Annotated in this window: 11 protein-coding genes; 2 read left to right on the top strand and 9 right to left on the bottom strand. The window is 51.2% G+C overall.

The genetic code is table 11. The features are described from left to right. Positions 1–70: 70 nt before the first annotated feature. The 5 genes from ldtD to cmoM all read right to left on the bottom strand — a co-directional run bounded on the left by ldtD (position 71) and on the right by cmoM (position 9,358). On the bottom strand, positions 71–1,951 hold the full coding sequence (gene ldtD, locus M2371_RS08220) for a L,D-transpeptidase (protein ID WP_259267433.1): 1,881 nt from the start codon (positions 1,949–1,951) through the stop codon (positions 71–73). Between the two features lie 161 nt (positions 1,952–2,112). Continuing rightward, positions 2,113–6,561 (bottom strand): chromosome partition protein MukB, encoded by a 4,449-nt coding sequence (gene mukB / locus M2371_RS08215; RefSeq protein WP_259267432.1) that lies wholly within the window; start codon positions 6,559–6,561, stop codon positions 2,113–2,115. Then, the gene (gene mukE / locus M2371_RS08210; RefSeq protein WP_115629791.1) at positions 6,558–7,274 is read right to left on the bottom strand and encodes a chromosome partition protein MukE; all 717 of its coding nucleotides are present in this window, start codon (positions 7,272–7,274) and stop codon (positions 6,558–6,560) included. The genes mukB and mukE overlap by 4 nt, the downstream gene beginning before the upstream one ends. Beyond that, complete coding sequence (mukF, locus tag M2371_RS08205) at positions 7,255–8,577, bottom strand: chromosome partition protein MukF (protein WP_115629793.1); 1,323 nt, start codon at positions 8,575–8,577, stop codon at positions 7,255–7,257. The genes mukE and mukF overlap by 20 nt, the downstream gene beginning before the upstream one ends. Continuing rightward, positions 8,570–9,358: a tRNA uridine 5-oxyacetic acid(34) methyltransferase CmoM gene (cmoM, locus tag M2371_RS08200; protein WP_172895002.1), complete on the bottom strand. Its 789-nt coding sequence runs from the start codon at positions 9,356–9,358 to the stop codon at positions 8,570–8,572. Before cmoM ends, mukF begins: the two co-directional genes overlap by 8 nt. 12 nt (positions 9,359–9,370) lie before the next feature. On the opposite strand from cmoM, the gene M2371_RS08195 reads away from it, so the two are divergent. Both M2371_RS08195 and elyC read left to right on the top strand, forming a co-directional pair. After that, positions 9,371–9,655 (top strand): hypothetical protein, encoded by a 285-nt coding sequence (locus M2371_RS08195; protein WP_232062637.1) that lies wholly within the window; start codon positions 9,371–9,373, stop codon positions 9,653–9,655. Continuing rightward, on the top strand, positions 9,555–10,271 hold the full coding sequence (gene elyC, locus M2371_RS08190; protein ID WP_232062615.1) for an envelope biogenesis factor ElyC: 717 nt from the start codon (positions 9,555–9,557) through the stop codon (positions 10,269–10,271). Before M2371_RS08195 ends, elyC begins: the two co-directional genes overlap by 101 nt. Here the strand turns inward: elyC and M2371_RS08185 are convergent. The 4 genes from M2371_RS08185 to M2371_RS08170 form a co-directional block, all read right to left on the bottom strand. Next, on the bottom strand, positions 10,251–11,144 hold the full coding sequence (locus M2371_RS08185) for a YcbJ family phosphotransferase (protein ID WP_259267431.1): 894 nt from the start codon (positions 11,142–11,144) through the stop codon (positions 10,251–10,253). The genes elyC and M2371_RS08185 overlap by 21 nt on opposite strands. A gap of 134 nt (positions 11,145–11,278) precedes the next feature. Beyond that, complete coding sequence (gene kdsB / locus M2371_RS08180) at positions 11,279–12,025, bottom strand: 3-deoxy-manno-octulosonate cytidylyltransferase (RefSeq protein ID WP_034494330.1); 747 nt, start codon at positions 12,023–12,025, stop codon at positions 11,279–11,281. Continuing rightward, the gene (gene ycaR, locus M2371_RS08175; RefSeq protein ID WP_034494329.1) at positions 12,022–12,204 is read right to left on the bottom strand and encodes a protein YcaR; all 183 of its coding nucleotides are present in this window, start codon (positions 12,202–12,204) and stop codon (positions 12,022–12,024) included. Before ycaR ends, kdsB begins: the two co-directional genes overlap by 4 nt. A 46-nt stretch (positions 12,205–12,250) precedes the next feature. Beyond that, entirely contained in the window at positions 12,251–13,486 is a 1,236-nt protein-coding gene (locus tag M2371_RS08170; RefSeq protein ID WP_259267430.1) for a winged helix-turn-helix domain-containing protein, read from the bottom strand. Positions 13,487–13,520 lie beyond the last annotated feature (34 nt).

Here is a 13,520-nt window from a genome sequence, read left to right as displayed (position 1 = left end):
CCGGGGCCTGTAGGGGCCCCGATTGGGTTACACAATTATTACGACCGCTAATTCATTAGAATTACTGCATTTACCGGATCAATAGTTCAGCTTTTGGAAGAATTTGTGCGCCAGATCGCGCGGTGAGATCATAATTGTAAATATCTGTACGGTACTGGGTGCGCCCATCTTCACCAACGAAAGCAGTCAGGTAGTAAAGGTTCACCGGGATGGTCTGACGAATGTTTACGTACTTCGTACTGCCGTCTTTAAGCTGACTCGAAATCCGCGCATCGTTCCAGCCCGCATCCTGTAACAGCATATTTGCCAGTTCAGAAGCTTTGTTTACCCTCACGCAGCCTGAACTCAGCGCTCTTGCGTCTTTCTGGAACAAGTTGTGATTTGGCGTGTCATGCAAATAAATCGCATCAGAACTGGGCATATTAAATTTATATCTGCCTAACGAATTCTGGGTGCCCGGTTTTTGCTGAAAGCGGAAAGGCAAATTGCTGGCCGTGATGGTTTCCCAGTCAACGCGCCATGGGTCGATAGATTCGGCATTGTTACTCCAGCCACGCAGTACGCTATAGCCGTGCCTGTCGAGATAGCCCGGGTCCTGGCGCACTTTTGGCAGAATGTCATTCCGCGCAAGCGTTGGTGGCACGTTCCATGGCGGGTTAACCACCACATTATTGAGCGCACTGCTCATCATCGGAGTTTTACGATCCGGGCGCCCAACAATCACACGCGAAGCCAATACTTCACTGCCGTTAAGGTAATAGCTCAGGGAATAGTTAGGAATGTTAACCATAATGCCGGTATCAAGTTTCTTCGGCAGCAAGCGCAAACGCTGAATATTTAACGCCACCAGCGATGCACGCTGCTGTGGTGTCACATTCAGCCAGTCGCGTGTTAGCGCACCAATTGCGCCATCAACACCCAGTCCCTGCCATTTCTGAAAGCGCTTCACCCCTTCAATCAGCTCTTTGCTATAGGCACTGCGAACAGCAGGTGCTGATTTCTTTTTCTTGCCGGCGACAGCATCTGGAACCTGTTGAGCGGTCTGGTCACTGTCTAACTGAATCGCTGACGGGCTAACCGCCGCAATGGTATCCCCTCTGCCCGAGCGCTCAGGGAGAGGAATAGATGGCTCAGCTTGCAGCATTCCGGTGCGCGCAAGAATTTCACGCAGGGCTGGCACGTCGTTGCTCCACTGGCCAGGGCGCAGTGTTTCGCTCCCGGTCAATTGAGGCCAGGGGCGCGAGTCGCTCAGCAAGTGCACGAGCGATTGATGTAATTTGGCATATTGCGGATGCTGAGGCGCTAAGGTCTCAACAAAACTCACCAGCGTTCCTTGATCGACGGCCACCTGCCACTGGTTAATTACGGAAATTGGCGGGGTCTGCATCTTGTACGGCTTGGTGCTGTAAAGCCAGCGGTTGCCTTCGGTCGGAATACCGTACACAAATTGCAGATAGCCCATCATCGCATCAGATAACACGATGTCGCGGCTCATACCGGTAACGGAGGGGTCGGTTAGCAACTCAACCCAGGTCGTAAACTGAGGCTGTATACCGGCTATGGCAAGTTCCGCGAGCTGTTGCTGGAAGGCCTTAACTGCATCGCGATTTTCCCACATCGGCTTCATTTCACGTGCGGCATAGAAGGCTGATAGGGCATTCAAATAAACCGGTGTGTAACCCGCAGGCAGATGCGCCACGAGCTGAGAGCGGCTTTGCGCGGCTGACATACCGGTAGAATTAAGCGGGAGCACGCCCACCATCGTGGCGGTAGCGGTTGATTGTGGTAATGGCTGGTCAGGTGAGCTGGCTGGTTCAATGCTTACAGCAGAGCTGTCAGATGGAACTACCGCTGGCTCATCGGCCTGCGCCATAAACAGTGGAGCGAAACTGAGTGCCAGCCCGTAACCGAGCGCTGACAGTCGAAAACCGTGCGTTTTTTTTAGCAACATCCTTTGCCCCCTGTTTATACACATTACATTCCCCAGCTTTTAGCGCTGGGTTTTAAACTCAGTATATAAACAGCGAATATTATTTGCCCGTATAAATGTAAATAAAATTAAAGATTAAGAACTATCGAGAAAAGAAAACGCGGGCCGTAGCCCGCGATTATTTATGACGCATCTATTGTTCCGGCAACCGGTTCGGGAAGCGGCGGCGCAAAGCCTCGCAGCCCGACTACGTGTACGTGTTCATGGTTCTGAACAACCTTACGTACCAGCTTATAAGTGGTGCCTTTTTCCGGGCTGATGTTCTCTGGTGCCGCAATGATCAGTTGCATTTCAAGTCGTTCGCACAGCTCAAATAGCGTCGCAATGGACTTGGCATCCAGTCGTGCCGCTTCATCAAGGAACAGCAAACGGCATGGGGAAATGTCTTTTCCGCGCAGGCGGCGCGACTCTTCTTCCCAGCTTTGAACGACCATAACCAGAATTGACATCCCGGTACCGATGGCTTCGCCGGTAGATAATGCGCCACTTTCCGCACGCAACCAGCCATCTGAACCACGGTTAACTTCAACTTCCATTTCAAGATAGTTGCGATAATCCAGCAGTTCTTCGCCAATGGTCTGCGGCGTGCGCTGGCCCATATCGATTTGCGGATTCAGGCGTTGATACAGTTTCGCTAATGCTTCTGAGAAGCTCAGGCGGTTGCTGTTGAACAAATCCTGATGCTGTTCATGCTGTTCTGAAAGCACCTCCAGCAACATCGCATGGGTTTCACGCACGTTCACATTCAGGCGAACGCTGTTTACCTGGCCGAAGGAAACGCTTTGCAGACCCTGATTGAGCATCCGAATACGGTTCTGCTCACGCTGAATCGTCTTGCGAATGATATTCGCCACGCTGCGGGAACTGATCGCCAGTTTCTGCTCGCGTGAGGTCAATTCTTCAGTCAGACGGCTCAGTTCAATCTCCATTTGTTCGATGGCTTCAACTGGGTCGTCAGTACGGATGATATCCTGGCGGATACGCTCGCGAAGATGCTGGTAGACCGCCACAAAGAACTGAATTTTACGTTCAGGACGTTTAGGATCTTCAGACATACGCAGGACATCACGCAGATGCTCGTTATCCGCTACCGCCAGTCGCAAAGCACCCAATGCTTTATCCGAAATAGAACGCAGCTCGTCGCCCGTAACATACGCCAGTTCGCGGCGATGCAGACGGCGCTCAACCCCATTCTCTTTCACCATGCGCATGACGGCACACCAACCCGCTTTCGCTGTCACAACCTGTTCGCGCATTTCAAAATAGCTGCGTTCCAGTTGCTTCAGTTTACGCGTCAGGTTGCTCATTTCCGCTTCACACATGGTCAGCGCTTTTTCAAGCTGATTGCGGCGAGAGCGGTTGTTGCTTAGCGCAGTATGCAGTTCGTCGCGACGCGCACGTGCGCGCTCTTCCGCACCGAGATCGGCACGAACCCCGATATCCTGTAACTCTTTATGGAGGTCGGTCAGCAGCTCTTTTTTAGTGTCAAAGGAGCTTTTCAGCGATGCCATTAGCTGGCTGAACTGACTCAATTGCTGGGCATGGCTACGCAGCGCTTCACGTGAACGAGTACGTTCTGCTTCGGCCTGCTCAAGACGGTTACGCAATTTTTCATTTAAATCGCTATTGCCATCTAGCATTGCGGCGGAATCTGAGTAGCTAAAGTGTGCGCGACGCTGCACAACTTCAGTCAATGCAAACGCCTGCTGACGCGCGTCACGCTGCACTTGCTGCGCGTATTGATAGTCTTCTTTTAACTGCTCGAACTGTTCCGGATCGCTTTGCAGTACCGACGCCACTGCTTCGAGTTTCGCCAGCGGATTACCAAACTGATGAAGGAAACGAGCCGCTTCTTCCGCTTCGTCAAGACGCTCACGGATTTCATCACAACGGTCAGCCAGTGTTTCATCATTTAACAAACTAATGCGCGGCAACAGGCGGTTAAGTTGATCAACGCCTTCTTTAGCCTGATCGTATTGCTGGCGCTGTTGCTGATTGTCGTTTTCATGGCTGTTGATAGCACGTTCAACTTCGCCTCGACGGGTGTTTAGCTGACGAATTTCCGCTTCCGGATCATCGTCAAATGCCACGCCCAAATGCTGGCCGATGAAGCGGCTGAATGACTGGTGCAAACGCTGAGATTTCTGAACATCAAATGACAACGTTGCGAAACGTTCCGCCAGAGTTTCACGCTCCGCATGCAGCTTTTCGAGACGGTTTTCACGGGCCGCGCGACCAAACAATGGCAACTTAGGCAAACGCGAATAGCGCCACTGGCGTTCGGCGGTTTTGACCAGAACAGCGGCATTCAGCTCTTCAACGGTGAAAACGCTGTCATCGAAGGAAGCCGGGTCCCCTTCAATTAAGTACAAGTCTTCCGGGCAATCTTCGAGATTATCGAGTTGCTCGCGCACTAACGATAAGTCTGGCACCACAATGGCGTGACGCGATGGGCCATACAACGCAGAGAAGTACGGTGCGTCGTCGAGGCTGATATCGTCATAAATTTCTGACAGCAGTACGCCGCCAAACCGTTCAGCCAGCGCATTTAAACGTGAGTCTTCAGCACCGCCTGGTTGGCTCAGACGTTCGATTTCTTCATCGATGGCACGCTTACGGGCGCCGACTTCATCACGTTCAACTGTGACTTCACGCTCGCGCTCAAGCAGTTGCTGCATATATTCAGTAACTTGCTGGCTACTTTCAAACTGCTCATGGCTTTGCTCGCAAAGCTGAGTCAGGCTGGTTTGCGCTGCCAGCCAAATCGGGGCGCGCTGTTGCAGGCGTTTAATACGCGCCTGAATTTGCTCTTGTTCCTGACGCAAATTGGCACGCTGATCGCTGGCATCAGAAACGCGTTGCTGCAAGGTTTCGATGCGCTCAGAAAGCTCGTCATGCAACACTTCCAGATCTTCAGGATCGAAGTGTTTGCCCTGACGTTTGCAGAACTCAGCAAACATTCGTTCAGCTTCTTGCTGCTCGCGAAGGCGCTGCTCGAGTTCGTTAAGACGAGCACGCAACGGCTGAACTTGTTCCATCAGGTGGCGCTGATTATTGCTGTCACGCAGTAATTCACGCGCAACGCTCCAGGCATCACTACGACTCACCGGACCATTGATGGCCGTCACCAGCTGATAAGCATGCTCAAACTGGCTGTGCGCGGTTTGCGCCACACTCATTTTCTGCTCAAGATTAAGCAGATTTTCAGTGGTTTCCTGCTCTTTAGCCTGGAAGGTTTCCAGCCATTCTTCCGCACTTTCAGCGGTTAAATCTGGCAGATGGCACAGTGAACGCGCACGCTCGAGCGCCTGCAACGCTTGTTGGTACTGAATCGCGCGAGTTTGCTGCACATCAAGCGCTTGCTGGTAGTCGGCAAGCTGACTTTTCAGTTCATCAACCTCCAGCTCTGCGGCTTCGGCGCGGGATTCGTTTTCTTCTTGTTGCTCAGAGGCTTCAGCAACAATTTCATTTTGTTCTTCAAGGCGCATTTGCAGTTCATCGAGGTCGGCTTCATATCGCTCGATTTTTTCCTGCTGGCGTATCGCCGTTTGCACCAGGTTCAGGTGGTCACTGGCCGCCTGGTAATCTGTTTCCAGATCCCCTTCCGCACCGCTGTGTTCGCCAAGCTCGCGTGCCATTTCGACATGTTTGTATTGTTCCGCAGCCAGTTGCTTACGGCTGGTCAACAATTCACGACGGAATTCGAGCGCTTTATCCAGATGAATGCGGCGTTCGTTGGCATGACGCATGTAGTCTGCGGCCACGTAATTGGTGGCTTCAGAAATCAAATGCTTAAACAGGTCACGGTCTGATTGAGTGACGCGAATCGCTTCAAGCGTCATGCGGTTTTCACGCAAAGCCGCTTCCATATCCTGGAAGGCTTTACGCACGCCGCCGTTTTCCGGCAACAAGTAGTCGCGCAGTGAACGGGTGATCGCGCTGGAAATCCCGCCGTAAAGCGAGGCTTCGATCAGACGGTAGTACTTGCTACGATCTGACGCACTGCGCAGACGACGCGCCACAATGCCCAAATCAAACATCAGCGAGTGGTAATCGGTAATCGAGTTGAACTGTTTAAACTGAACGCCGTCGATGGCTTCCACTTTATCTTTCAACTCTTGCAGGCTTAGTACGCGCGCCTGGCGTTCGTTGAGCGCTTCCGTCAGCAATTGTGTTGGCTGAATAGAAGTCGGCAAACCCTGAATCGCAAACGGTTTGATGTCGACTTTGCGGTCGCGGCCTGCGACTTGCTGCAGACGCACACCGACCACGACACGTTGATGGCGGGAGTTAACCACGTCCAACAAGGAATAACAGACACCGGCTTTTAATTTACCGTGCAGACCTTTATCGCGTGAGCCAGATGTAGCCCCTGCTTCGGTGGTATTACGGAAGTGCAGCAGCGTTAAATCGGGGATTAACGCGGTGACAAACGCCGCCATTGTGGTGGATTTACCGGCACCGTTACCGCCAGAAAGCGTGGTAACCAGCTCATCTAAATCAAAAGTACGCGCGAAGAAACCGTTCCAGTTTATCAGCGTTAGTGAGCGAAACTTTCCGCGTTCAATCATTCCTGTTCATCCTCCGCGTTGTCCTGAACAATTTGCGACTCTTCTGTTTCATCATTGAGTTGCAAACGAGTTTCTACCGGCATCGCTTCTCCATCACGGATCATGCGTAACTGCGCTTCACGCGCATCGTCACCGGCGCGCACATCGGCGCCAAAGCGGAATACGGATTCGGTAATACGGAATTTGCTGCTGTCATGCCCCATAAACCAGATCATGCCGAGACGGCGAAGACGGGTTAGCGAGGCACGCACTTTTTCTTGCAGCTTCTGGCGGTCCAGATCGGAGCCAGTAGAACGGTTATTCACCAGCTTGAGCAGCTTACTTTCATCCGCCAGCGTCAATAACTCGTCGTAAAGTTCAGCCTGAGTAAAGATACCTTCATTAGCCAGGCGTTCAGGGCTGAGATACAGGTAACAAAGGATTTTCCCGACCATCATGTCCAGCTCGGATAACACAGAGCGTGGAATCAGCGTGGTGGAGCGCGGACGCAAATAGAAGAAACCTTCCGGCGCGCGAATTAACTCCACATTATAGCGAGTGTAAAACTCTTCCAGTTCATCCTGGAAGTCCATCAAATAGGCATGATTATCCAGTTCATCAAGCCCGACGTGCCTTCCGGAGCGTAATTGGCTATCGAGTGCTGGAAATAACGGATTGGCCAACGCCTGTGCCAGTTTTACTGGCATCACTTTTTCAATATTTGTTGATGACATGCGCCTGTACCTTGGCTCCGTAATCGTTAATTGCCTGCCACTGTGGCGGCAAGCCAGTAAAGTCTGCTTCAGCCACACCCAGACGGACAGCCTGGTCGACTACGATTCTCGCCACATCGAAATGGCGGGCGCGTGGGTATTGCGCCAGATAGTCCCGCATTACCACACCTAAATCCAGCGGCACTTGTCTGGTTTTGTAGACCTGAAGTGCAGCTTCAATCATGGCAGCAAGCTGTTCGCGGATTTCGTTAAACTCTTCGAATTCCAGATCACTTGGCAGCTCGCCCATGACTTCATCGTCACGCAGCGTCATTTCTTCATCACGCATATCTAACAGACGATCGGCGTTGGCGTAGGTCAATGCCCAAGGGGCATCGAAATAGTTTTGTACCGAAACGCGCAGACGCTGCGCAAAGACACGGTTTTTATCCATGTCGATAGCGGTACGAATGAATTTATGAACGTGACGGTCATAGCCGATCCACAGGTCAATGGCCTGCTGGCCCCAGCTAACGATACGATCAAGTTTGCTCTGCAAATCAAACACCAGGCGGTCAACAAAATGCAGATCATCACGCCCCAGAATGGCATCCTGGATGCGTAATAGATTTGCCTGAAGCTTGTCACCTGCGGCTTCAAGGGTGTCCTGCAACTCACGCAACGTACCGGAAGTTTCGGATAACAACATTTCGCAGCTAGAAATGGCCGCTCGCCAGTCTTTGTTCAGCAATTGCGCGATGTCATCTTTAACCTGTTGTTGGTGCTCATCCATGATGCGCTGGGTGAGATCGATGCTGTCAAAAATCTCGGCGACCGAGTATTTCAGTGGCGCAAAAACGTTGCGATGCCAGTGGAATTCGTCACCACCTTCATCCGCTGAATCTGCCGCGCGCTTCAATTCGCCACCGACAATCGACAGCTGCATGGATAAACGCAAGGTCGAAAACTCGCGCTGGCGAATGTAGTAATCAGTAATACCAATGCCGAGCGGCGTCAGGCGATAAATCGCATTACCTTCATTGATTTCGCTGACAAAACGATTGATTAAACGCTGGCGCACCATGTCATTGATGGCGTTATTGGCGCGAACGTTAATGGTTTCGCTGGTTTGGTCAAAACCTTCGCTGACGTGGCGGAAAGCATCTATCAGCTCGCCTTCACTCATCTCACCGTCCAGGCGCTCACCGTTTAGAGTGGCGATAGCCAACAGGAACGTCAGGCGCTCTGTTGGAAGTGAAATCGAGTAGTCATTTTTCCTGGCCCAGGCAACCAGCTCTGGCACTGTCTGGGAAACATCACTCATAATTTTTCCTTGGCTCAAGCGGCTTGATAGCTGTCACGTGGATATAGCGGCCGAGGCTCACAAAAGGTTCCTGGCGGCAATAACGCGTTTCCAGTTCAAGCAAATTCTCAAAACCATCGCGTTGTTTGTGCTTATCGCGCAAGTAATCGTGGAACACTCGCACACCGGTTTTCCCGGTTATCTGCCAGCCAATTTGCTCCAGCCAGTGGTACACCTGTTCTGGCTGTAGCGGATTGTCAGGCGACAGAGTCTTTCGCTTATTCTTTTTCATGCCCTGGAGAACATATTCGAAGTTACCGACAAACATATTTCTCATCAGTAAGCCGTTAGCATTGTAGAACATCAGGGATAAAGCACCGCCGGGTGCAAGGCTGTCCCACAATGTTTTCAGTACAGCCTGAGGATCTACGACCCATTCCAGCACAGCGTGAAACAATATCAGATCAACCGGCTTTTCCAAATGTTGACCAATATCCTGGGCGGAGGAATGTACGAAATGCATGTTCTCGCTCACACCTTTCTCACAGGCTTGTGCCTGAGCGCGAGAAATCATCTCAGCGGAAACATCACAGAGCAGAACTTCATGACCCCGCTGCGCAAGACCGCAGGCAGTTTGTCCTTCGCCGCCGCCTGCATCCAGAACCCGTAATTTCTCAGGCATGGTGGAGAGCAAAGCATCAAGATCTTGCCATAAGATGGCCTGGCGAAGTTGTCCTTTGGTTGTACCGTAAATGTTGCGTGAGAACTTCTCAGCAATGTCGTCAAAATTGCGGTCACGCACGGGTACGGCTCCATGGGGGAAAAGGGATTATCCGAGATCGGTGGGTATTTTGGCACAGCTGCGCCAGGAATGAACCCGTCTGGTGTAAGATCACCTTCGTTTACCTGCTGTATGGCTAAAAAAGGACCCATAATTCATGCTTTTTATCCTGAAAAAATTTATCGGGGGACTGCTTCTGCCCTTACCTTTTTTATTATTGATGATGGGCGTGGCACTTTGCTTGTTGTGGTTCACCCGTTGGCAAAAAAGCGCAAAGGCGCTGTTAAGCGTGAGTTGGTTAGTTTTGCTGCTGATTAGCTTACAGCCCGTAGCCGACAAAATGCTCAAGCCTATCGAAAATACCTACCCGACCTGGCGCGGAAGCGAGAAAGTGGATTACATCGTGATTTTAGGCGGTGGCTATACGTGGAACCCAGAATGGGCGCCGAGTTCCAATCTCATCAATAATAGTTTGCCACGCGTGACTGAAGGTATTCGGTTATGGCAGGAAAACCCTGGTTCGAAGCTTATTTTTACCGGGGCAAGAGCGATGACAAATCCGGTAAGTACCGCTGAAGCCGGTGCCAGAGTGGCTGAGAGTCTGGGCGTTCCACGCTCCGAGATAATCACTCTGGACTCGCCAAAAGATACCGAAGAAGAAGCGGCTGCGGTGGAGAAAGCCATCGGGCAGCAACCGTTCTTGCTGGTGACTTCCGCCTCTCACTTACCGAGGGCGATGGTTTTCTTCCACAATGCAGGTTTGCATCCCCTTCCGGCACCCGCGAACCAACTGGCGATTGAGTCTCCGTTAAATCCCTGGGAGAGAATCATCCCTTCTCCAGTGTGGTTAATGCACAGCGACCGGGCGGGTTATGAAACTCTGGGACGCATCTGGCAGTGGATGAAAGGATCATCAGGAGATCCAGGGAAGTAAATTTTTCGCAGCCACATCAAAGGCGGGTCGATTTAAGCGGCCCGTCTGTAGCAGTTGATCGACGCCGTCCCATAGAACATATAGCCAACGCCGCCATAAGAATGATTCAGACACTGGCGCACGCTGCAAATAATGCCACAGCAAACTTTCGGACTGCCCTGCATCATACAGGCGGAATATTTCGTATTCCCGCGGTGCCCAAAGCGTCATGCCCGGATTTACCATTGCCAGTAACTGATCGCTACGACCATCTTTTAGCATGCTGCTGAGGGTAAAGTTGCCGTGGATCAACACGCAATTGTCGTTGAAGTCTTCGAACAGACGCGGCAAACATTCCCGTGTACGGAACAGGATGCGCCGATCCTGCATAGTCAGGCCATTATTCGGATATTGATTGATGGTGGCCCAAAGCGTTTCGACGCGCTGCCGATACCATGAAGGCCAGATATTCTCTTGAGTGCTGTCGACATTCCCGACGCAGCCACGGCTATCAACCCGGTGCCAGGCTAGCAGACCTTCTACAATTTGATCTTTGAGATGCTCCCAACGATCTGGCGTGCGGGTGGGAGCTTCAACGGGTACGCCACGTAAACGCTCCATTAACAGTACATCCGGCCCTGGAGTGTCATCGTGAGTCACAACACCGTAAACCACAGGCATACGCACTGTGCCGGATCGTGCAAGCATCGACATTTTCCAGGCTAACTGAGCAGCAATGCCGGGGGTGCTAAAACTTTTTGCCAGCAGAGACATCGCATTCCCGTCGCTGTCATACAGCGACCACAGAGCGGTGTTTGGCTGTTCATTGATGCACTCAATCCGGCTTAGTTTTTCACCCAGCAGATGACTCAATTCCTTGCGTAGCAACTCCATGACTCATTACCCCTTACAACACTGGTGTTTTTATAATGAGCTTGAGAACGCAGGATGTCATCCATTCAGATCAAATTGACTGACGATAATAAAAAACCGGCGCTGAGCGCCGGTTTTTTATTAGAGAAGAAGGATTAGCGCATTGCCTGGCGAACGCGTTCCAAATCTTCCGGCGTATCAACGCCAATACTCGGAATTTCTTTAGCGACAGCGACATGGATTTTTTCACCATTCCACAAAACGCGTAACTGTTCAAGCATTTCGATTTGTTCGAGCTGGCTAGGTTCCCAGGTCACATAGCGGCGGATAAAACCGGCGCGATAGCCGTAGATACCGATGTGGCGCAGCAGAGAATCACCAATTGTTTCACGCGACTGGGCAAAGCGATCTCTATCCCATGGAATCGTCGCACGGGAGAAATAAAGTGCATAACCCTGCGCATCCATCACGACTTTCACTGCATTGGGATTGAAGGCTTCTTCCGCAGAGTCGATTGGCACAGCCAGTGTCGCCATTCCCGCCTGACTGTTTGCCAGATTGAGCGCGACCTGGCGAATGATAACCGGAGGGATCATCGGCTCATCACCCTGCACATTCACAATCACGGTATCATCACTAAAATTATATTTTTCAATAACTTCAGCAAGACGTTCGGTGCCAGAATGGTGATCGGCGCGGGTCATACAAACTTCACCACCAGCCGCTTCAACCGCACGTGCAACATCTTCATGGTCGGTTGCAACGATGATGCGATCGGCACCCGATTCGCGGGCGCGCTCCAGAACATGCACCACCATCGGTTTACCGTTGATGTCTTTCAGAGGTTTGCCCGGCAAACGTGTCGAAGCATAGCGAGCAGGAATAATTGCCACAAAACTCATGGATTCGTCTCGTCAGAAGTCAAAACTCGAGCTTCAGTCTCCAGCAGCACTGGAATACCATCGCGCAGAGGAAACGCCAGGTGATCAGGTTTGCAGATAAGCTCCTGCTTTTCCTGATTAAAGTACAACTTGCCGTTACATACCGGGCAAGCAATGATTTCAAGTAATCGATGATCCATGGTTACTCCAGAATGGCTGCCATCAAAGGCAGCAGAATAACATAATTCACGGGCTTTCCGGGCTAATTTCCCAGCCTTCACCCCAGGATGAAGCTAAAACGGCGGGAATATTTCCAAGAAGAATCCGGCTCGCATTTTGCCATTGAGCAAAATCTGTCAGTGCCGAGTACAAGCCATTGATCAATGCCTGACCCGGTTTAACACCGTCTTCAAGATAGAGACTGATAATTTCCAGCTCACCGATTTTACGATGCATTTTTGCATCAATACGACCGACTAAAGCCCCTTGATGCAGTAATGGAAGCACAAAGTAACCGTATTTGCGCTTTTCAGCAGGCGTGTAGCATTCAAGGCGATATGAGAATCCGAACAACACTTCAGCACGTTTGCGATCCCATACCACCGGATCGAAAGGAGAAAGCACCGCACTATGCGTGGCGCGTAGGGTATTTTTCTCGGCTTTTTCCATTAATGGCAACTGCTCATGATGCAGCCACATTTCACCAATCCCCTCCACATCGACCCGAGTCACGATGCCGTTCTCTTGCCATTGTGCAAGCAGGGGTTTGAGCGAGATATTCTTTAGTCGGTAATAGTCAGCTAGCCATTCGGGGCGGAAAATTCCCAGACTACGGGCACTGTTTGCAAGCATTTGTTGTTCTGCTTCTTGCTGATGAATGAGATGCAAATCATCATTCCAGTGCGGCATAACACGTGAGGTGAGATCGTACACCCTTTGAAAATTACGTCGTTCAACCACCATAACTTTTCCGGCGGTGAACAAACCTTCAAGGTGCTTTTTATGTGGCTTCCATTCCCACCACCCACTAGCACCTTTGCGCGGGTGTTCAAAATCAGCAGATCTAACAGGGCCGTTGCATTCGATATGGGCTAAAAGTTTTTCGATTTCTGCGGCATGTTCTACCATCCATTCAGGGCGATATTTCCAGCCCATCTTTTCTGGATTCAGCATCCGGTGGCGTATCAACGCGAAATCTTTTCGCGGCAAAAAGCAGGCTTCATGCGCCCAATATTCCATTAACTCACCACCAAGCAGAGCATCATCTAACCAGCTTTGCGGATAGCTGCCAATGCGACTGAATAAGACGAGGTAAGGGCTTCGGGCAACAATATTGATCGTGTCAATCTGAAGCAGTGACATGCGAGAAATCGCAGCGATAACATCGGAAGGTTTTGGACGACGGCGAGGTTTTTGTAATAAGCCCTGTGCTGCCAGATGAAGGTTGCGGGCTGCACGTAAAGTCAGTTGCGGTACAGACATGAAAGAGTACCTGTCGTCAGCAAACTTGAATTCT

This window comes from Buttiauxella sp. BIGb0471 (genome assembly GCF_024807715.1).
Classification (GTDB): domain Bacteria; phylum Pseudomonadota; class Gammaproteobacteria; order Enterobacterales; family Enterobacteriaceae; genus Buttiauxella; species Buttiauxella agrestis.
Note: the sequence above shows the minus strand (reverse complement) of the source record. Positions and strands in the feature narration are given on the sequence as shown.

Bases quoted from the DNA above. Each gene is read 5' to 3' on its own strand.
- ycaR (WP_034494329.1), bottom strand. From the start codon at position 12,204: ATGGATCATCGATTACTTGAAATCATTGCTTGCCCGGTATGTAACGGC.
- M2371_RS08195 (WP_232062637.1), top strand. From the start codon at position 9,371: ATGGGGGAAAAGGGATTATCCGAGATCGGTGGGTATTTTGGCACAGCT.
- mukE (WP_115629791.1), bottom strand. From the start codon at position 7,274: ATGTCATCAACAAATATTGAAAAAGTGATGCCAGTAAAACTGGCACAG.
- kdsB (WP_034494330.1), bottom strand. From the start codon at position 12,025: ATGAGTTTTGTGGCAATTATTCCTGCTCGCTATGCTTCGACACGTTTG.
- mukB (WP_259267432.1), bottom strand. From the start codon at position 6,561: ATGATTGAACGCGGAAAGTTTCGCTCACTAACGCTGATAAACTGGAAC.
- mukF (WP_115629793.1), bottom strand. From the start codon at position 8,577: ATGAGTGATGTTTCCCAGACAGTGCCAGAGCTGGTTGCCTGGGCCAGG.
- M2371_RS08185 (WP_259267431.1), bottom strand. From the start codon at position 11,144: ATGGAGTTGCTACGCAAGGAATTGAGTCATCTGCTGGGTGAAAAACTA.
- ldtD (WP_259267433.1), bottom strand. From the start codon at position 1,951: ATGTTGCTAAAAAAAACGCACGGTTTTCGACTGTCAGCGCTCGGTTAC.
- M2371_RS08170 (WP_259267430.1), bottom strand. From the start codon at position 13,486: ATGTCTGTACCGCAACTGACTTTACGTGCAGCCCGCAACCTTCATCTG.